The sequence below is a fragment of the Kluyvera sp. CRP genome, from assembly GCF_019930565.1.
Lineage (GTDB): Bacteria > Pseudomonadota > Gammaproteobacteria > Enterobacterales > Enterobacteriaceae > Kluyvera > Kluyvera georgiana_A.
Genome location: NZ_CP082841.1, coordinates 3,075,987 through 3,095,816, shown reverse-complemented (window position 1 = coordinate 3,095,816; position 19,830 = coordinate 3,075,987). Strand labels below are relative to the sequence as shown.

General features: G+C 48.6%; 20 protein-coding genes. 6 read left to right on the top strand and 14 right to left on the bottom strand.

Annotation, left to right across the window (positions count from 1 at the left end):
- Positions 1-293: 293 nt before the first annotated feature.
- From K7B04_RS14445 to K7B04_RS14430, 4 genes are all read right to left on the bottom strand, one after another.
- A complete protein-coding gene (locus tag K7B04_RS14445) occupies positions 294-815 on the bottom strand; it encodes a hypothetical protein (protein WP_223802325.1) in 522 nt (173 codons plus the stop codon).
- A gap of 123 nt (positions 816-938) precedes the next feature.
- Complete coding sequence (locus K7B04_RS14440) at positions 939-1,493, bottom strand: HNH endonuclease signature motif containing protein (RefSeq protein ID WP_223802324.1); 555 nt, start codon at positions 1,491-1,493, stop codon at positions 939-941.
- A 150-nt stretch (positions 1,494-1,643) separates the two neighbouring features.
- Positions 1,644-1,826, bottom strand: coding sequence for a hypothetical protein (locus tag K7B04_RS14435; RefSeq protein WP_223802323.1), 183 nt, complete (start codon positions 1,824-1,826; stop codon positions 1,644-1,646).
- A gap of 436 nt (positions 1,827-2,262) precedes the next feature.
- Positions 2,263-4,146: a recombinase family protein gene (locus K7B04_RS14430; RefSeq protein ID WP_223802322.1), complete on the bottom strand. Its 1,884-nt coding sequence runs from the start codon at positions 4,144-4,146 to the stop codon at positions 2,263-2,265.
- A gap of 56 nt (positions 4,147-4,202) precedes the next feature.
- Between K7B04_RS14430 and K7B04_RS14425 the strand changes: the two genes are divergently transcribed.
- Entirely contained in the window at positions 4,203-4,592 is a 390-nt protein-coding gene (locus K7B04_RS14425) for a MysB family protein (RefSeq protein ID WP_223802321.1), read from the top strand.
- On the opposite strand, the gene K7B04_RS14420 is transcribed toward K7B04_RS14425, so the two are convergent.
- The 3 genes from K7B04_RS14420 to mdoG form a co-directional block, all read right to left on the bottom strand.
- Entirely contained in the window at positions 4,593-4,820 is a 228-nt protein-coding gene (locus tag K7B04_RS14420; protein WP_163448138.1) for a YceK/YidQ family lipoprotein, read from the bottom strand. It lies immediately after the preceding gene.
- A gap of 124 nt (positions 4,821-4,944) precedes the next feature.
- A complete protein-coding gene (gene mdoH, locus K7B04_RS14415; RefSeq protein ID WP_223802320.1) occupies positions 4,945-7,473 on the bottom strand; it encodes a glucans biosynthesis glucosyltransferase MdoH in 2,529 nt (842 codons plus the stop codon).
- Positions 7,466-9,001 carry a glucans biosynthesis protein MdoG gene (mdoG, locus tag K7B04_RS14410; protein ID WP_223802319.1) on the bottom strand — a complete coding sequence of 512 codons (1,536 nt, stop codon included), beginning with the start codon at positions 8,999-9,001 and terminating at the stop codon, positions 7,466-7,468. The genes mdoH and mdoG overlap by 8 nt, the downstream gene beginning before the upstream one ends.
- A gap of 272 nt (positions 9,002-9,273) precedes the next feature.
- Between mdoG and mdoC the strand changes: the two genes are divergently transcribed.
- Positions 9,274-10,434: a glucans biosynthesis protein MdoC gene (gene mdoC, locus K7B04_RS14405; protein ID WP_163448131.1), complete on the top strand. Its 1,161-nt coding sequence runs from the start codon at positions 9,274-9,276 to the stop codon at positions 10,432-10,434.
- Here the strand turns inward: mdoC and ymdB are convergent.
- A complete protein-coding gene (ymdB, locus tag K7B04_RS14400; RefSeq protein WP_163448132.1) occupies positions 10,431-10,988 on the bottom strand; it encodes an O-acetyl-ADP-ribose deacetylase in 558 nt (185 codons plus the stop codon). The two genes, mdoC and ymdB, sit on opposite strands and share 4 nt — an antisense overlap.
- 633 nt (positions 10,989-11,621) lie before the next feature.
- Here ymdB and K7B04_RS14395 point away from each other — a divergent pair.
- Together K7B04_RS14395 and K7B04_RS14390 are read left to right on the top strand one after the other, a co-directional pair.
- Positions 11,622-12,029 (top strand): hypothetical protein, encoded by a 408-nt coding sequence (locus K7B04_RS14395; RefSeq protein WP_223802318.1) that lies wholly within the window; start codon positions 11,622-11,624, stop codon positions 12,027-12,029.
- A 1-nt stretch (position 12,030) separates the two neighbouring features.
- Positions 12,031-12,273 carry a hypothetical protein gene (locus tag K7B04_RS14390; RefSeq protein ID WP_167576209.1) on the top strand — a complete coding sequence of 81 codons (243 nt, stop codon included), beginning with the start codon at positions 12,031-12,033 and terminating at the stop codon, positions 12,271-12,273.
- Between the two features lie 435 nt (positions 12,274-12,708).
- On the opposite strand, the gene K7B04_RS14385 is transcribed toward K7B04_RS14390, so the two are convergent.
- Positions 12,709-13,017 carry a type 1 fimbrial protein gene (locus tag K7B04_RS14385; RefSeq protein WP_163448135.1) on the bottom strand — a complete coding sequence of 103 codons (309 nt, stop codon included), beginning with the start codon at positions 13,015-13,017 and terminating at the stop codon, positions 12,709-12,711.
- Positions 13,018-13,409: 392 nt separating this feature from the next.
- Positions 13,410-13,712, bottom strand: a complete 303-nt coding sequence (locus K7B04_RS24530; protein WP_223804223.1) for a hypothetical protein — start codon at positions 13,710-13,712, stop codon at positions 13,410-13,412.
- Between K7B04_RS24530 and K7B04_RS24525 the strand changes: the two genes are divergently transcribed.
- Complete coding sequence (locus tag K7B04_RS24525; protein ID WP_275957277.1) at positions 13,711-14,952, top strand: hypothetical protein; 1,242 nt, start codon at positions 13,711-13,713, stop codon at positions 14,950-14,952. The two genes, K7B04_RS24530 and K7B04_RS24525, sit on opposite strands and share 2 nt — an antisense overlap.
- Positions 14,953-15,983: 1,031 nt before the next feature.
- Positions 15,984-16,631, top strand: coding sequence for a biofilm master transcriptional regulator CsgD (csgD, locus tag K7B04_RS14355; RefSeq protein WP_223802317.1), 648 nt, complete (start codon positions 15,984-15,986; stop codon positions 16,629-16,631).
- A gap of 62 nt (positions 16,632-16,693) precedes the next feature.
- Here the strand turns inward: csgD and K7B04_RS14350 are convergent, their stop codons facing one another.
- From K7B04_RS14350 to ghrA, 4 genes are all read right to left on the bottom strand, one after another.
- Complete coding sequence (locus K7B04_RS14350; protein ID WP_163449622.1) at positions 16,694-17,176, bottom strand: DUF1097 domain-containing protein; 483 nt, start codon at positions 17,174-17,176, stop codon at positions 16,694-16,696.
- Between the two features lie 96 nt (positions 17,177-17,272).
- Positions 17,273-17,824: a molecular chaperone gene (locus tag K7B04_RS14345; RefSeq protein WP_223802316.1), complete on the bottom strand. Its 552-nt coding sequence runs from the start codon at positions 17,822-17,824 to the stop codon at positions 17,273-17,275.
- Positions 17,825-17,844: 20 nt separating this feature from the next.
- Positions 17,845-18,582 carry a phosphatase gene (locus tag K7B04_RS14340; protein WP_064549036.1) on the bottom strand — a complete coding sequence of 246 codons (738 nt, stop codon included), beginning with the start codon at positions 18,580-18,582 and terminating at the stop codon, positions 17,845-17,847.
- Between the two features lie 66 nt (positions 18,583-18,648).
- Positions 18,649-19,587 carry a glyoxylate/hydroxypyruvate reductase GhrA gene (gene ghrA / locus K7B04_RS14335; protein ID WP_223802315.1) on the bottom strand — a complete coding sequence of 313 codons (939 nt, stop codon included), beginning with the start codon at positions 19,585-19,587 and terminating at the stop codon, positions 18,649-18,651.
- Positions 19,588-19,830: the final 243 nt, after the last annotated feature.

The following is a 19,830-nucleotide window of genomic DNA, read 5'->3' as shown; positions in this document are numbered from 1 at the left end:
AATCAACCCGGTGTTTGTTTCTCGTACAGCGAGAAAAAACGCAAGGTTGCGATCTAAATTGAGTTTTTTAAGAGACTAACGAGCAAAGCGAGTTAGGCTCTTAAGAGACTTAATTCAGTAAGAGAGTAGGAGATCCAATTAATATTAATATAGGGGGGACTAATTCGGGATAGTACATAAAACGAGCTAAAACATGCCTAAAAAGCCATAATTTTGTGTTTTTTCTAAGTGTTTTATCTTTAATGTACTAGTAATAACCCGAATTAGTACGATGCCCCTAAATTAGTACCCCACTATCGTACTAATTTAGGATGGGTAAATTTTTTGATAAATTCTGAGAGTTCTTTCTTGGTTGGGTTGCTCTCTAACAGACGAGTAAGTTTGTACAACTCTTCACCAGTAAGATATTCACCACCTTTCGGATCGTCAGTACGAATCGGTGTACCATTTTCGAACATCTCCCATAACTCTTTTGATACGCCTGTAAGTACTTTCTTGTAATCGTTCACCCTAGATTTTGAATAATCAGTACCTTCGAATTGTTCACTACGATCCAGTAGTAATTTAGTTTTGTCTAAACTAATATCACCCATCATTGTTAATAGAAAAAGTATGTTCTTTTTCAACATACCTTTTTTAGAACCTTTAGATACAGTCATATTATCAATATGTTTCTTGATAACGTTTTGTGCCGCACTGGTCAACTGATTTAGATTTTTAACACCTGCTAAATGACTACGCAGATCATTATTCTTATGTACCATTTCCTTTCTTCCACGTGGTTTTAGTTCATGTGGTTCTTTCTTTTTTGTCATGATAAATAACCCTGTATAAATAAATTAATCGTGACCCGTAGTGATTACAGGCCATTTAATAAGTTTGGCTTCATTGCCATTAAGTTTTGAAAAAATGCCAGTATTCCAGTACTGGCATTTTTTTTATGGTTTACGTTGAGTGGTTAGGGTTTGAATTCGTTGTCTCTGATTATTCGTGAGATATGTTGAGTACCATTTTGAATAGGTAGTACCCTTGAACATCTTACCTATATTCTGAGGACAAATATTAATACCAGTTAGATTAGAAAACCATTTTGTGATTGCATATTGAGATAGTTGTCCTTTAAGGTACTCTAAAACAATCATTAACCATTGTTTTAGCGTCAACTTCTTAGTACAAGTACCTTTATGTTTTCTATTAGAATTATTAACTTTCTGAGTTACCCAACGTAAATTTGTCACGTTATTATTCATTTTATCGCGGTCGATATGATCTACAGTGTATCGCCCTCCAATGGGTTTAGTACCATTGAATAACGAACAAACCAAAACATGCACGTATAATGACTTTCCATAAATAGAAACTTTTTTGTATCCACTAGATGGGTTTTTCGTCGCTATATACTGTTTTGTGTTATCATTATAAATATCGCCATTTTCAGATACGTAGTAATGTTTTGAATTTGGAATTAATTTCCATGTAATTTTAGGATTCATATAAACTTCCTTGTTGTTATTGCATCACATCCATGTGATGCATCGCTACTACTAGAGGCCAGTAGCATTTAGCCTATGTTCATCCGCCGATTAGGTAACTTCGATGTTACCTAATACTTCTGGATCACCAATTCGTTCATATGTGCTTCTTCATTCATTACCACCGCCATGTAAAATCATGTACTGATTAATTAAGTACTGTACACAGGCTGATAACGAATCCTTCTGTACCTTCCCACTACTAATTAACTGGTTAAGTACTTGTACTTGTTCGTTATTGAGACGTGCGGTTACTACATGATGTTTTCTCTCATTAGGTGTTATTTTTTTCATTTATATTTATCCTTATGGGTGTATTTGTATACTGTGTTTATAAATTCCAAATAAAAAGACACCTCTCGTAAGAGGCAATCTTAATTAAGGAGGGGAATATGATGTCGCTATATTATTTATAGTCAGAGTAGAGGGGAAATGCATTTTTTATGATACTATCAGTATAGCACCAAAATATTTTTCGTTTCATTTTTCTCACTACATATTTATTTATCACTGGGATCTTTAATGGGGAAAGCATTAGTACTAAAAACATAGATAAAAATATTAGTGCTATATATATTGGGAAAAGTACAACCATGTAGAAAAGTGTTGTTATTAGGTTCATAAACATTGTCGAACCTCCTGTTCTGTTTATATTATTTATGCTGAGCCACAAAAAAAGCCGCATAATGCGGCCTTTTCATATATATATATATATATATATATATAGTTCTCACGAAAATAGGGATATTTGATTATCCCTTAACCATGAACCAACTTTCTCTGCCCCTTCCACTCCATCTACATAGTTCATGAGTAGGCTGTAATCTATTAGGTTAAGCGGTTCTTCAGTAGTGATCATAGTAGGTATACTTGGATCATTAATTGTCTTTTCATGTTCTAGAACTACTGCATCATCATGTTCTACGTTGCTATCATTAACTATAAGTTTAAAACTAGGAGTCATGTAGACTGTACACTCTCCCTTTTTCCTGATAGAAATATTTGTTACCAGATTACATCTATTATCAGTTATCAATACATGTCTCAAAATATCTTTATGGTATGCAATATCAAAGATATATCTAACCTCTTCACCATAATCATAACGACCGCATTTGATAGCCTTGATAATCTTGCCAATATGAATGTTGGTTTTTCTTCTTAATGTACTATTGTCGTGATTACATATCTCTTCAACATCATAGTTATAATTAAGTGTTAAAACACTATCTTCATTTTCTAAAAGGTTGATCTTCGTTATTAATTCATCTCGTTCAGCCACACGCTTACGTTTAAAACTTAGTAGTAGGATTAAATCATCCTCATCTACTGCATTTTTCATGTTACCGTTCAATTCATCTATTTTTGCATTGACTGTTACTAGTTGATTTTGAAGTGCATCGATATTATTGTTCTCTGCATCATCCGGTTCAAAGATTAATTCTAAATTTAATCCTTGTATGTAATTTAACAGAAATCGTTCTGTTTCAACATAGCGTATAAGTTTAGATTCACATATTCCATTTTTTGACCGTTCCCGGTAACAACGCAAATATTGTCCCCCTTTTGACATAGCCTGTACAATCATCGGACTTCCGCAGTACATACACTTTGATATACCGTTAAAAAGATTTCTCTGTTTTGATGTAGTACTTTTCGGCTTACGTCCTTGTACATTCTTATCCATTAGTATTTGGACTTTTGAAAATAATTCGTCCTCAATGACAATTGGATAAATTCTAATCGCATTAATATTAGCCTCTTCCTTTGCCTTTTTATTTGATAGAACTCGCTGTTCTGTTTCAGCCGTACTTTCATTATCTTTTTTAGGTATAGTTTTGTACTTTCCTACCAAATAACCATTCAACCGTCTATCACGTAGTTTGTTGTATAGCGTTACTGTATTCCAGTTTCTGCCATTATTCTTATAACCTTCAGAATTCAGTGTTTTAACAATATCTGTCACACCTACACCAGATGCATATAAATTGAACATTCGGGTTATCAGAGTAACCTGTTCATAATCAATATTGTACGACTGTTTATCATCACTTAACGCTAACCAATCAGGTGTATTGTTATTCAATACACCTTTTTTTTCTACAGCTACACTTTTACGGTTTTGCCATGACTTTTTACTAATTCTAGATTTTCGTTTAGATTCTTGATACGCACGTTCTATGCTAGTTGAGAGCATAGATAATTTGTGCTCTAGTTTGTAGCTATAGATCTGACCAGTTTCAACCTCGATAATGTCAATATTGCGTGTTATCAGAAACATGAAATTGCCAACGGCATCATAGCCTTCTAGACGCCCAAATCTATCAACACTTTCTAACAACAGACAACCTTCCGTGATTTCACCACTAGCTACTCTCTCTTTAAATTTGCCAAGAGATCCCTTAGTCCAGTTAACACCTTTATAGCCGCTCAAACCTTTATCAGACTCTAAAACTTCATAGTTATTAGGATCTAATTGATAGCCAAGTTCATCTGGAAGTTTCGCTGAATCCAGGAAATCCATGACAGTATTGATCTGTCGATTAATCCCAAATAAATCAACCTGTTGCAGACTTGAGACTCGTGAATAAATGTACGCTTTGACAGTTTTCAACTCACCACCTATATGTTTTAGTTAAGCAGAACTACTCACGCAATCAGGGAGATAGTATGACATCACGTGATAATGTATTTTACAACACCCTTGAAGAAGCTATTGATGCGGCACGTGAAACTTTTCTCGCCGAGAATCCCGGTCTGGAGGAGAGCGAAGCGGACGTACAGCAGTTCAATATGCAAAAGTACGTTTTACAGGACGGTGACATCATGTGGCAGGCCGAGTTCTTCGCCGATGAGGATGAAGAAGGCGAATGTCTGCCAATGCTCAGCGGCGAAGCCGCGCAGAGCGTGTTTGACGGTGACTTTGACGAGATTGAGCTTCGTCAGGAGTGGGTAGAAGAGAATACGCTACACGAGTGGGATGAAGGCGAGTATCAGCTGGAGCCCTCTCTCGATACCGAAGAGGGCCAGACCGCTGCCGATGAATGGGATGAGCGCTAGTTACTCATAAGGCCCGTGGCTGGCGTCAATCGGCAGCAACAGGGTGTCGAACACCAGCGAGAACGGTAGATCGATAATGGTGACATAGCGCCAGGCGGAATCGCGCAAATCCCACTTTACGCCCGGATAATACTGGTTTCCATGGCCCTGTCCGGGAATCGTTCTACTGATAATGCTGCCGCATCCGCTCAGCACTATCGTCATGACGACAACCAGTAACATTCGTATCACGTTGTTCTTCCTCATTGTTACAGACAAAAAAATACCGGCTGGATGGCCGGTATTTCCTTACGGCAAATATCTCCCCTGACCTTCCCCGGCGGGGTTCCACCTCGACCGGGGACGCTCCGGGTTATTTGGCTTTTAACGCCTGCGGATTCAGCGTCAGCTTATCGTACTCAGCCACCCAGGAGGAATATCTCTCCGGCGCGGCCCAGACGCGGTAGTGCAGACGCGACAGGGTGACCGGGTCGCTCAGCAGCACCAGACGACGATCGCGGTTCAGCTTATCCGGCGTTTCGTTCAGCGCCTGTTCAACGTGGCGATCGCGGGCGATCTCCAGCACATGGCTCGCACGGTGACGCGCGGTTGCCATCGCCGTTGCCAGGGCGTTAAACGACGGATTAAACACCGCATGCATAAAGCCGTCGTCCAGCACGCGTGCGCGGTTCTGTTCCAGATACGCTTCGGTATCAGCCAGAACCTTCGGCGTGCTGTACTCTTCCGGAATCAGGAACAGCTTCCAGCGTTTGGTGCGCAGACCCACGGTCGAGCGGCTGGAGATCACCGACACGAACGGCGACAGAATCAGCGAGAACACAATCGGCGCCAGCCAGAACAGGAAGCGCAGATCCAGCCACGCCATGCCGACAGCCCACACCAGGCCCAGCAGCAGCTGAGAACCGTGACGCATAAAGGCTTCACTCCACGGCGTGGAGTCATCATCACGCTGCGGCGAGTTCCAGACCACTTCCCAGCCCAGGAACGCGCTGACCACGAATACGGTGTGGAACAGCATACGCACCGGTGCCAGCAGCACGGAGAACAGCACCTCCAACAGCAGGGAGACCGTCACACGTACAAAGCCGCCATACTCTTTCGAGCCTTTGCACCACACGAGAATGATACTCAGCAGTTTCGGCAGGAACAGCAGCACCATGGTCGAGGCAAACAGCGCGATCGCCAGCTCAGGACGCCACTGCGGCCAGACCGGGAACAGCTGACGCGGCTGCAGGAAGTACTGTGGCTCGGTTAGCGCATGCACTACCTGCAGCGCGGTCGACAGGGCCAGGAACATAAACCACAGCGGCGCGGAGAGATAGGACATCACACCGGTGAGGAACACCGCACGGTGAACCGGGTGCATCCCTTTTACCAGGAACAGTCGGAAGTTCATCAGGTTACCCTGACACCAGCGACGGTCACGCTTCAGTTCATCCAGCAGGTTCGGTGGCAATTCTTCATATGAGCCCGGCAGATCGTAGGCAATCCACACGCCCCACCCGGCACGACGCATCAGCGCGGCTTCAACGAAGTCGTGCGACAGAATCGACCCGGCGAAGTTACCGTCACCCGGCAGCGGCGCCAGCGCACAGTGCTCGATAAACGGCTTCACGCGGATGATGGCGTTGTGGCCCCAGTAGTGCGATTCACCTAACTGCCAGAAGTGCAGACCGGCGGTAAACAGCGGGCCGTAAACGCGGGTTGCAAACTGCTGGCAGCGGGCGTACAGCGTGTCCATACCGGAGGCGCGCGGCGAAGACTGGATGATCCCGGCATTCGGGTTCGCTTCCATCAGGCGCACCAGGTTGGTCAGGCAGTCGCCGGACATCACCGAGTCGGCATCCAGCACAACCATATAGCTGTACTGATTACCCCAGCGTCGGCAGAAGTCATCGATGTTGCCGCTTTTACGCTTCACGCGACGACGACGACGACGATAGAAGATCTGCCCTTCACCCTGCACCTCGGCAATCAGCTCCATCCAGGCTTTTTGCTCTGCTACGCAGATGTCCGGATTGTAGCTGTCGCTGAGGATGTAAACGTCAAAGTGCTTCTGCTGACCAGTGGCTTTCACTGACTCCCAGGTCGCACGCAAACCGGCGAATACGCGGGACACGTCTTCGTTACAAATAGGCATAATCAGCGCCGTCCGGTGTTCCGGATTCAGCGGCTCATCGCCCACGGTAGACGCAGAAATGCTGTACTTGTCGCGGCCAATTAGCAGTTGCAGGAAGCCCATCAATGCGGTCCAGAAACCGGCGGAGACCCAGCAGAACAGGACGGCAAAGAGGATCAGGATCCCGGTTTGCAGCAGATACGGCAGCAGCTGCATAAAGGAGACCCACAGATTCTGCCCGACCATATCGGCCGGGTTAATCAGCGCCCAGCCCTGATACGGCAGGATGGTCTTCATATACCAGGTCGCGACCACGGTCTGCGCCAGCGTCAGAATCAGCAGCGTGTAACGGCGTAAGGAACCCACCGTACGCCATTTCGCTTCACGTTCCTGCTCTTCTTTGGTCAGACGAGACAGGTAGCGCGGAGTGACATCGCGGCCACGCAGACGATCCCAGAAGCGACCAACCGGGTTGGTACGCCATGGGTCCGGGAACATAGAAGAACGCGTAGCTTTCGGCATCGCCTGCAGCTGCGTGCGCCCTTCCTCGTCTTTGATGAGCTGATCGCCGCCCAGAGAATCTGGCCAGCTCTCTTTCAGACGCGCTTTGACAGACGCCAACGGCGTGTCGTCATCGCGTGCAATTGTCTGATGCTCGTCATCCAGCGCTTCGTGCACGGCGCGCAGCGTCGTGTCCGGGAGCGCCGCTTTTTCTGCATCCGTAAGCGACAGTGCGTCGATATACTTCGTTGTCTTATTCATTTGCAGGCAGCTGATAGCTCCAGGTTTCACTCAGCGCTTGGTCCGCGTTGACCAGCGCAGCGCGCATTTCAGTGGTTTTCTTCGGATCTTTCACCTTCACGCGCAGCGTTAAACGCCAACCTTTGGTCACCGGGTTATAGCGAACGCTGTTTTCAACGATTTCACCGTTATCACCAATGCTCGTCTGCGCCGTTACCGGCGTATCCTGCGGCATTTTACGCATATCGGCACCGGTAAAGTCGACGATGAACGCCAAGGTACCGTCAGGCTGACGAATCAGGTTCGACTGTTTGACATCGCCGGTAGAACGGCGAGTCTGCATCACGTACGCGTTGTCCGTGGCATGCAGTTTGTCTTCGTCACGGGTAAAGGTGATGGTGTACTTGTAGTTCATCTCTTTACCGGCTTCCGGCAGTTTATCCGGCGTCCAGTAAGCCACGATGTTATCGTTGGTTTCGTCGTTGGTTGGGATCTCGACCAGCTCAATGGTGCCTTTGCCCCAATCGCCTTTCGGCGTGATCCAGGCGCTTGGGCGCAGATCGTAGCGGTCATCCAGATCTTCAAAACGAGAGAACTGACGGCCACGCTGCAGCAGACCAAAGCCCTGCGGATTTTCGGTCGCGAAGCTGCTGACGGCCAGATGTTTCGGGTTGTTCAGAGGACGCCAGATCCATTCGTCGTTGCCGGCGTGGATAGACAAACCGTTAGAATCGTGCAGTTCCGGGCGATAGTTGGTCGCGGCGGAAGGTTGGGTCGGCCCGAACAGGAACATACTGGTCAACGGCGCAACGCCCAGTTTACCCACTTTGTCGCGCAGATAAATTTTGCTCTGCACGTCGACGACGGTATCGCGACCCGGCATCACCACAAAGCGGTAAGCGCCAGTTGCACGCGGGGAATCCAGCAGCGCATAGATAGTCAGACGCTTATCGGTCGCTTTTGGACGCTCGATCCAGTATTCACGGAAGCGAGGGAACTCCTCACCGGACGGCAGCGCCGTGTCAATCGCCAGACCGCGGGCAGACAGGCCATACACCTGCCCCTGACCGAGCACGCGGAAGTAGCTGGCACCCAACATGCTGACGATCTCGTCGTTCTTATCTTTGCTGTTGATCGGATACAGCACTTTGAAGCCTGCAAAGCCAAGATCCTTCACGGTGTCTTTGTCATGCTTAACGTCGCCGAACGTGAAGTAGTCCGGGCTGTACTTAATTTTCCGCACGGAGGTCGCCGTGACTTCATTAATGGTCACCGGCGTGTCGAAATACATACCCTGGTGGTAGAATTCGAGCTTAAACGGGGTCTTAATGTTGCTCCAGTATGCCTTATCGTGGTTGAACTGGATTTGCTGGTAGTCCGCATATTTCATATCGCGGAAGACGGAAGGCAGGTTGCTTTTCGGCGCTTCATAGCTTTTATCCGCCAGCGACTTAGCCTGCTTTGCAACGTCATCAATAGTGAATGCCCATGCAGATGAAGTACACAGGGACAACATTACGGCTGCGCCTAACCAACGCAGTTTCATCATCTGTGGTTTCTGTTTCATATAACTAAGCACTTCCCCCTTTGTGTGCTTAAATCGATCCGATCCATTTTACTGGAAATTCAAGCAATCCGACAACATAATCCCCATATTGTTCAGCCCGGTGGCTTAGGTATTAAGCAACCGTCGACTGTGCTTTGCACTTTGCGTGCTTATCCTGGAGACAGGTAACCAGAGTTCGTGTAGGGTTGCCAACGAATGTAAACTTTCTCGTCTTAGTCTGTAAGGCGATTAGTCTGAGAATCGTACCTAACCCTATGAATAACAAACCCGCACAGCGTGAATATTTTCTCGACTCGATTCGGGCCTGGCTAATGTTGCTGGGGATCCCTTTTCACATTTCGCTCCTGTATTCTACCCACACCTGGCATATGAATAGCCCGACGCCGTCATGGTGGCTGACGCTTTTTAATGATTTTGTGCACGCATTTCGCATGCAGGTGTTCTTTGTTATCTCCGGCTACTTTTCCTACATGCTCTTTTTGCGCTATCCCATCAAAAAATGGTGGAAGGTTCGCGTTGAGCGCGTGGGTATTCCGATGCTAACCGCCATTCCGCTGCTCACGCTACCGCAATTCCTGATGCTGCAATACGTTAAGGGTAAGACGGAAACCTGGCATACGCTGTCGTTTTACGAAAAATATAATACGCTGGCCTGGGAACTGGTGTCGCACCTGTGGTTCCTGCTCGTTCTGGTGGTGCTGACGACTCTCGGCATTCTGGTCTTTCACCAGATGCGCCGCCGCCAGATGCGTCGTCGGGCCGATCTCTTCGACAACATGACCATGGGCAAACTTACGCTCATGTTCCTGCTGCTCGGGGTGGTTTACGCCGCTATCCGTCGGACGCTATTCCTTATCTACCCGCCGATACTGAGTGATGGCCTGTTTAACTTCGTAGTCATGCAGACGCTGTTTTACGTGCCCTTCTTTATTCTCGGCGCGCTGGCCTTTATTCATCCGAAGTTAAAAACGCTGTTCACCACCCCTTCACCGTGGTGCATCGTGGCAGCCCTGTTCGGGTTTATCGCCTATCGACTGAATCAGCACTACGGTTCTGGCGATGCATGGATGTATGAAACGGAATATGTGATTACGATGGTATTAGGCGTGTGGATGGTGAACGTGGTGTTCTCATTCGGCCACCGTATGCTGAACTTCCAGTCCGCACGCGTCACCTATTTCGTCAATGCTTCCTTATTTATCTATCTGGTGCACCACCCGCTGACGCTGTTCTTCGGCGCCTGGATTATGCCGAGCATTAGCTCAAATACGCTCGGCTTCCTGACCGGGTTGGTTTTTGTCGTGGGCTGTGCGTTGGTGTTGTACGAAATTCATCTGCGTATTCCCCTGCTGCGTTTCCTGTTTTCCGGCAAACCACAGCAAAAAGCACCTAAACCGCAGACGGCCGGCCACTAGGTGTTGGCGTCGTTGGCCAGCGCGGGGATCCGCGTCTGGCCAAGTATTTCCTGATATAAACGCGTGGTTTCGTCATCGAAGCAGACGAAAAAGACGATTTCCGGCAGGCTACGGCGAGTCAGAAACGCCGCCACCGTACTGATGGCAATTTCCGCGGCCTCACGATGAGGATAGCCGTAGGCCCCGGTTGAAATCGCCGGAAAGGCCAGCGTGCGATAGCCATTATCCAGCGCCAACTGCAAACTGTTGTGGTACGCCTGCTGCAAGAGCGAGGCTTCCTGTTCTCCCCCGCCCTGCCAGACCGGCCCGACAGTATGAATGACAGCTTTTACTTTCAGGTTTCCCGCGTGGGTGATCACCGCATGTCCGGTCGGACAGGTGCCCTGCTGCTGGCGAACAACGGCGCAAGCCTCCTGTAATGACGGCCCGGCGGCGCGATGGATTGCGCCATCCACGCCACCGCCCCCCATCAGTGAAGGATTGGCGGCATTGACGATAACATCCACCTCAAGGCGGGTGATATCCCCCTGCTGCACCTGAATTCGTTCGGTCATGCTCACTATCCTCTTACTAAGACGAATCGATTATCTACCATAGCCGTAGTTTTAAACCTATAAGAATCTGATTGAAATAGGTTTTCCTTAGCAACAACACTACTACTTGTGTAAAGTACCTCTTAGGAATAACTCATATAGCGAGTACCAATATCAAAGAAAGAGCCAGTGCATAAGGCACTATCTCGTTTCAGGTTCAGTTACGTAGTAAAGGCGTAGACAAGGCTTTCTCAAGATCGTTCATCGCTATAGATGCTGCTGAGCGTGAGCAAAAGTATAACGGTGCTACTACATCAAATCTGGAGGGTAAGCACTTTCATTGCAAACTTGATGAACTAATGAACAATCTTGATTTACTTATCTATCTCACGTTCTACTATAAAGGAATTGATTTACTATGCCTGTCTAACAAAAGATAGATAACCACTCTTTAACATTAGTGGCTATCTGTGAATACATTTGCAATCATGGATAGTCAACTTATAAGTAAGAAATCTATTTCCTTTCATGCTAATGAAAAGGTTTAATGTGCAGGGTTATTGCATAGATCCTGTACTACACGGTAAATTATGTTCAGAAAAAAATACAATGAAATATCCTTATTTTTATTTTTCAATATTGATGGTGGTTTAAATGAAAAAGATTGTGTTAGGTTTAACTTTATTAGCATCTGTATTTAATGTAATGGCTATAGGTCATTGTGACAAAGTAATTGTCGAAGATTCAATTCTTAACACTGGTGAAATTACCTCTCAGGGTGTTTCTAAGTATCCATTAGAATTCCTTGAAAATGGAAATTTAATGATGATTAAAATGCATGGAGTGAATTTTGATTTTCAAACTAGCCCTGTACGTAATGACAAGTGGAAGGAAGGGGATAAGATGCAAATGAGAACAGGATTGATTGAAACAAGTGAAGCCAGTAATCAATTAATCTACATCAAAGATGGTGAGACATATTCTGGAATTCAGATGGTCATAAAAGTCAGTGGTAAACAGCGTTCATTGATGGGCGTTGATTGTGTAGTGGATAGTGAATAAAATGAAAAAGATCTTTGCGATACTATGCCTATTTGCCTTGATTGGGTGTGATGATAAGCCAGAAGTAAAACCTGATGCAGAATGTTATTTCTCATCGAATAAAACAACTGCGACGCATTTCACTGATGGTAATGCTACTGATTTTGAGCTAGATTTTGATGGGAATAAAATGTCTGGATGGGGATGGGTTCAGAGGGTAACTAATTCTGTATCAGATGCTACATGCCATGAGATTAAAAAGTGACGGGATGATTTTTTGAGAAATGTATTTGTACTCGATTCACCACCTGTAGTCCGAGATGAACCCAATGATGAATAAAATAATTTGATGTTACTTCATACCCTTGCTGTAATTGCTCATATTGATGATGAGAAAATGTCAACGTTTCTTTATCGGAGTCCAAAATCATCCTTTTTACTCTCCCGTTTGAAGTAGCAAGCCATCTACATGCAATGATGAATTTAACTTACAGTGATTGTGGACAGGTTAGATGAAGAGAAAGCCAGCCCTGAGGCTGGCTTTAGTTGTTATGCTGTTATCACCCATCTCCAGCTTTCACGACATAGCTCAGTTATGTTGTGAACAGGGTTAGCTCTCTTGCTATCAACCAGATCGAAAATGAAGTGGCCAACTAAAACTGCCTACCATAAACAACACGCCCCGTCATTTCGTTTCGGGCTATTTGTACTGTACGGTGAGGATCGCTGCATTTTTATCCGTATTTAGCCAGTGCAGCGTGGCGGTGCTCTTGTCATTGACGAACTGCTGCCCCTGTAGCAGGGATTTCATTGATACTGTCTGAACATGATTCTTACCGTCCTGATAACAGTTCACGCTCATTTTGGTCGGCGAAGGTTGGTAATCACAGGGCGGCTCGACGATCTGCCCACGAAAGTGGATCACACCACTGTTTGCGGCCAGCGCGCTGAAACAGAAAAAGGCAAGCGAGGAGATGATAGCAGTGAAAAATCGCGGGAATGTTTGCATGGTAACTCTCCGATAATTTGAGATCTTCCATGAAGACGTTGCGTCCAGGATCTGCAATTCGAAGCGAGCACTCTAAATGTAAACATTTTTCTCACATTATGCTTACATTAAGACTTTTGCAACTCCGTTTTACATAGAAAATTTATATAGTTAGCTTCATTATCGGCAGTGTCAGTGCATTCTTTATAACGACTCTCAAACATAAAAAGGCCGCAGCACACCGGCTACGGCCTTCTGGAGAATAAACGTATATCGGTATCTCCCGACTAACATTTGACCTGATTAGCGGAAGTTACAGCCAATCGCCCCAGGCTGGTTGCACTTAGACGATCGAGAACTGTTGTTATCCGAGTTGTTATTACCCGCTTGTCCGCCGCGAACGGTTGTCGCGGTTATGCCTGAACCACCGCCGTTGCTACGACCACTGACGTTGTTGCTACCGCCACCGATGTTGTTGCCGCCACCGATGTTGTTGCCGCCACCGCCGTTGTTGCCGCCACCGCCGTTGTTACCGCCACCGCCGTTGTTGCCGCCACCGCCGTTGTTGCCGCCACCGCCGTTGTTACCGCCACCGCCGTTGTTACCGCCACCGCCGTGATTACCGCCACCGCCATGGTTACCGCCACCTCCGTGGTTGTCGCCACCGCCATGGTTACCGCCACCGCCGTGGTTACCGCCACCGCCATGATTTCCATGACCGCCAAACGGGTTATGGCCCTGGCCGCCTCCGTTACCATCACCCCAGCCGCCGCCGTGACCGCCACCATTACCGCCATGGTTGCCATGACCACCAAACGGGTTATGGCCCTGACCACCTCCATGACCATCACCCCAGCCGCCGCCGTGACCGCCACCATTACCGCCATGGTTGCCATGACCACCAAACGGGTTATGGCCCTGACCACCTCCATGACCATCACCCCAGCCGCCACCGTGACCGCCACCCTGGCCACCGCCGTTGCCGCCGCCCTGACCGCCGCCGTTGCCGCCTCCCTGACCGCCGCCATTGCCGCCTCCGTTGCCGCCACCCTGGCCGCCACCGTTGCCGCCGCCCTGACCGCCACCGTTGCCGCCGCCCTGACCGCCTCCATTGCCGCCGCCCTGACCGCCGCCGTTGCCGCCACCCTGACCGCCGCCGTTGCCGCCACCGTCGCCACCACCGTTACCGCCGCCATTGCTGCCGCCATTGCCGCCGCCCTGACCGCCGCCATTGCCGCCGCCGTCGCCACCACCGTTGCCGCCACCCTGGCCACCGCCGTTACCGCCACCCTGGCCGCCGCCGTTACCGCCACCCTGGCCGCCGCCGTTACCGCCTCCCTGGCCACCGCCGTTGCCGCCGCCCTGACCGCCGCCATTGCCACCGCCCTGGCCACCACCGTTGCCGCCTCCCTGACCGCCGCCGTTACCGCCTCCCTGACCGCCGCCGTTACCGCCTCCCTGACCGCCGCCGTTACCGCCTCCCTGACCGCCGCCGTTACCGCCTCCCTGGCCACCGCCTCCCTGGCCACCGCCGTTACCGCCGCCCTGACCACCGCCGCCACCCTGGCCGCCACCGTTACCGCCACCCTGACCACCGCCACCACCGTCGCCGCCGCCCTGACCGCCGCCGTTACCGCCTCCCTGGCCACCGCCACCCTGACCACCGCCGCCACCCTGGCCGCCGCCGTTACCGCCGCCGTTACCGCCGCCGTTACCACCGCCACCACCGTCGCCGCCACCCTGACCGCCGCCGTTATCACCGCCGCCGCCATTACCGTTAGCATTGCCGTTGCCGTTATTGCCGCTTCCGTTGCCGCCGCCTCCATTGCCGTTACCATTCCCGTTGTTACCATTGCCATTGCCTTGGTTATTTGCGTTTTGGCCGCTATTGCCATTTCCACCGCTATTGTCATTACCACCTGCAGCTACGGCATATATAGTCGTTGCAGGGTATAAAACGGTGAGCGCCACAATGATGGCGAGTTGCTTCATTTTCATGATTAACCCTTTCACGCGTTATAAAGTGCTGTGTGCTATTGCCGTAAAAATCGATTATTTTGTAATAAAAACAAAATAGAGCTGGTGATAATCACGACACCCGTTAATTAAATTACATAACGTTCTGGAGGTATGAGTGATAATTAAAAATAGATAATGCCATTTACTTCAATCAGTTATGGCGGATAACTGGAATATTGATATGCGGCGATATAAAATGAGTCGACAGAGATCCAGCGCAATCTATAAAGAAAATTGCGAATTGTTTTCATGGTCAAAAAATATCTTCTCTACCGGTTTCAGATAAAACCATAGTGGCTGATATTTACCATTTATCTGGATAATTCTATTTCATCATGATTTTTGAAGATTAACCGCCTTGCCGCGTCAGTGATACCGAGAGAAAGAGACGTAATGTTCACTGCACCGAAATACTGAGTGACTCGATGCTATACGGATGAGTATGCATATCAGCTTGGTATGACGATCTCAGTTCAAAGGTTGATTTATTTTTGAATAAGTCAACCTTTAGTATTAAACCCGCCATCAACACTCGCTATGAATAAGGTTTACGCAAAACAGTACGTTATAAAAAAGCCGATTCGACTAAAGTTTGAAAAGAGATAAAGGCCACATAAATTCATCATACAAATGTGTCATTGAGTTCTTATCATTACCCTCACCAACTTACCGATCATAATGATATTTAATAAGTTAATGGTAAAAAATCACATATGTATGATCATTAAGATTTCATGTTAAAAACTTAATAAAAATACTACATTTACATTTTGAAATTTATTTTTACATTATGTTTCATGATTATTTCTTGCTTTAGGATTACCAGCGTCTAAATTTTAAATTAAGCAGTGTTGATTCTTATTTTATTATTTTAAGCATACCAACCACACAGCAATCACATTTCAGCAGCACTTAAATTGATGATTTATAATACTTGCCTGCTGTGAAAACGATATTGGGGACTCATCATGGCAAAAGAGCTCACCTTTACTAACCAGACGCTTTCCTTAATCACCAGACCATCGCTGCAGTCATGCGCGTTGTCCCAGAACTTAAGGAAACTACTTAAGATGGATGTTAAAATCATCAACATTCATCTCGTTAGCATTGAGAACTTAAGCTCAGGCATTATCCTTTTCGATATGATGGAAACGGATAAACGTCTTATAAAAGCCTGGCAGGAAGAGCTGTGCAAACTCAGCAATGGCGTAAAGCTACTCCTGTTCAACACACCCGAAGAGTACTCTTACCCGGATATCGAGGTGTGGCCGCACATTAGCGGTATTTTCTATGCGCATGATGAAGAACCTTTTCTGGTGAAAGGTTTGCAGAAGGTTATGGAGGGTGAGTGTTATTTTTCGCGCAAGCTCGCCAGCTACCTGATCATGCATGCCGGCAACTATCGCTATGACAACTTAGAAAGCACTATCCTTACCTATCGGGAAAAAGAGATCCTGAATAAGTTGAGGATCGGCGCGTCCAATATTGAGATAGCCCGCGCGCTATTTATCAGCGAAAGTACGGTAAAAACGCATCTGTATCATCTGTTTAAGAAAATTGACGTCAAGAATCGCACGCAGGCCGTTTCCTGGGCCAACGACAATTTTAAACATTAGCTACGGGCACAAAAAAACGGCGGGAGGATGAATCCCCCCGCCGTTTTGTCCTCTCAACGCCATTACAGCGCCGATTCTTTTGTCTGTTTACTCTCTGCTTTACGGCTCGCCAGCCACAGGCCGCTGTTTTTCATGGCATAGCCAAACAACAGACCGACCAATAGCGAAGGGACTACCGCTCGCCAGTCCCCCTGCCCTGCAAACGTCGCACAAGCGCCGATAAAGGTGCCGGGAACGAAAGACAGCAGCAGCTGTTTTGACTGTATGCACATCAAAAAGGCCACCACCCCGGTCATCACGTAGCTGACGATCTCCAGATGCGGCGCCAGCGCGCTGCCATAGATAATCACCAGCGCCCAGATAACACCGCTCATGGTGGTACAGGCTGAAATAACCAGCCCTTTCAACCCGCCCTGCGGACAGGCGAAATAGGCCGTACAGCCAAGAAAACCGGCCCAGCTTAATAAACCCAGCGATACGGCTACCCATCCCCAGATACCGGAGAGAATGCCTGTCGTGATTGCGATAGCTAAAATAACGTTCATAGCGAGCATCTTAGCAGATGCTCGGCTTTATGATGAGATCACGAGCACGTTATTCTCATCATGTACATTTCATTTGCACTAAAGATGTGACTTAAATCACTCCTCATCTTCTTCCTGCAGTTCATCCCACATCGCCGCTATCGCTTCGCGCGTCATCGGCGCCATAGTACGCCAGAAGGCGGTCGTCGCATGGGCTTCCACTTTACCGAGAAACGTTTCAAACCACGGCAGCAGATACTCAGCAAACAGCGTTTCGAGCGCGTCGCTATCCTCTTCAACGTTATCTTCCAGCCAGGAAGCCGCCAGCAACAGCGTCCCCATCTGATCCGCCGGACCCTCGCCCAGCGGCATACCGTTGCTGGTCAGGAAGGTGCGCACTTCTGCTTCGCTCGCCCCTTCAACCCATGCGCTGCGCACTGGCGGAACGCGACACTCTTCACCCACGAACAGCGCGTTGTAGTCGGCAGCAATCTGCTGAATATCGCAGCTCTTTTGCAGACGAGCCAGCAGTTCATCCTGCTCCAGCGGCCAGTGTGCCGCCAGCTTGCCTTCCCGGATCAGGGTAAACAGCGGCACCAGCAGAGGATCCTGCGGCTGACGATAATACAGGGAACCCAGCGCGCGGCAGAGGATTGAAAACTCGTTCATTCAGTTATTCCAGTTAGTCATTAAAAATCAGCAAATTCAGGAATCGACGGCATCCCGCGCGATTCAAGGAAATTCAGGAAACGTCGTGGGGTGACGTTAAGGATCCGATCCTGTGGGAAATCAACGGCATCAAGGATCTTCTGGCATTCGGTAAACTCGCCCAGCGTAAACGCGGTGTGCGAGTCTGAGCCCAGAGCCAGCCAGCCGCCCGCATCGCGAACCGCAGCGGCTATCGCCTGGCAGTTTTGTTCGCTGCCAACGCGCGAGCTGACAAACGAGGAGTTGTTGATCTCCAACGCCACCTGATATTTCGCAGCGGCGGCGGCAATTGCCGGAATATCCACCGGGAACTTCGGATTACCAGGATGGGAGATCATGTGCACATTACCGCTCGCCATCGCGGCGATCATCGCCTGGGTATGCGTCTCTTTGTCCTGCGGAGCAAAGACCGGCTCGTGGAAACCGGCGATGATAAAGTCGAGCGAGGTTAACATCGGCCCGGTACAGTCGATTTCTCCCGCAATATTTTTGATATTGGCCTCGATACCGCGCAGGATACCGACGCCCTCTACAATTCGCGGCCAGATACGCATATTCACAAAGTGCCAGTAGTGCGGCGCATCAGCCATGTCCGGGCCATGGTCGGTAATGGCGAAGAGTTTAATCCCTTTACGTTTCGCCTCTGCAATATAGTCATGCAGCGTACTGTATGCGTGCGTGCTGGCAACGGTGTGCATATGTAAGTCAACAGGATACATCACTTTCTCCTCTCTCGTGATAAGCCAAGGATAGCAGGAAAGCCTTGCGTTTATTAGCCTGACGCATCAATAGCCACGCACCCGCTCGACCTGCCCGCTCGGCGTTTCGCCACGTTCAAGCTGGGTAATGGTCTGAGCAATATAGGCAATCGCCTCCTGTGGACGCGTCACAGCAGCCACGTGCGGCGTCATGGTGACGCGTGGATGAAGCCATAGCGGGCTCTCTTTCGGTAGCGGTTCACGGCTGAACACGTCGAGCATGGCGGCTTTGAGTTTACCGCTATCGAGAGCCGCCAGCAGGTCGTTCTCCACCACGTGGACGCCACGGGCGAGGTTCAGAACATAGCTGTTGTCTTGCAGCTGTTCCAGTAAGGAGGCATTGATAATACCCACGGTTTCCGCCGTGTTTGGCAGCAGATTAATCAGCACCCGCGTACCGCGTAAAAAATCGCCCAGTTCAGCATCTCCGGCGAAACTGGTCACCTGTGGCCAGCTTTTGCGGCTGCGGCTCCAGACGCGCACCGGGAAGCCCCACGCCAGCAGGCTCTCTGCCACTTTCGACCCCAGAACGCCTGCCCCCATGATCCCAATGGTAAATTCGTCATGGGTATAGTCGGCCAACGGTTGCCACGTAGACTCCCGCTGCAATGCCTGATAATCATCAAAGCGGCGGAACCAGTGCAGCACCTGGCTTACCGCATATTCCTGCATCTGGATACCCATGCCAGTGTCTTCCAGGCGGAACAACGGAATCGACTGGGGCAGCATTTCCGGATTGGCCTTCAGTTTGCTGAGGATGGAATCCACTCCCGCCCCCAGCGCAAACACCGCCTTCAGCGCACGGCCTTGTAACATCTCGACCGGTGGATGCCACACCAGCGCGTAATCTGCCGGCGCATTGTCCCCGCGCTCCCAGCCGCGAATACGCGCGCCGGGTAGCTTTTTGCTTAGCTCAGCAATCCAGTAAGGGGTATCAAACGTCGGGTGATAAAAGATGATCTCCATAGTGACTCCTGCTCAGAGCGCCCGTATTCGCGTCAACCAGGCGCGGTTTTCGATTATTTTTGTGGTTTCACAGAATAACAAATTTCGGATACCCGTCCGGAAAAATGCAGGGGTGATCGCAAAAAAGACGATTTATGAATGTTTAAGAAGCAATTTGCTTGAAGTTTGTCTAAACGCACGATTTTTCGAAAAAGTTTATTGACGCTGACGGCCCTTTTCCCTACATTAGCGCTCGTCCCAGCG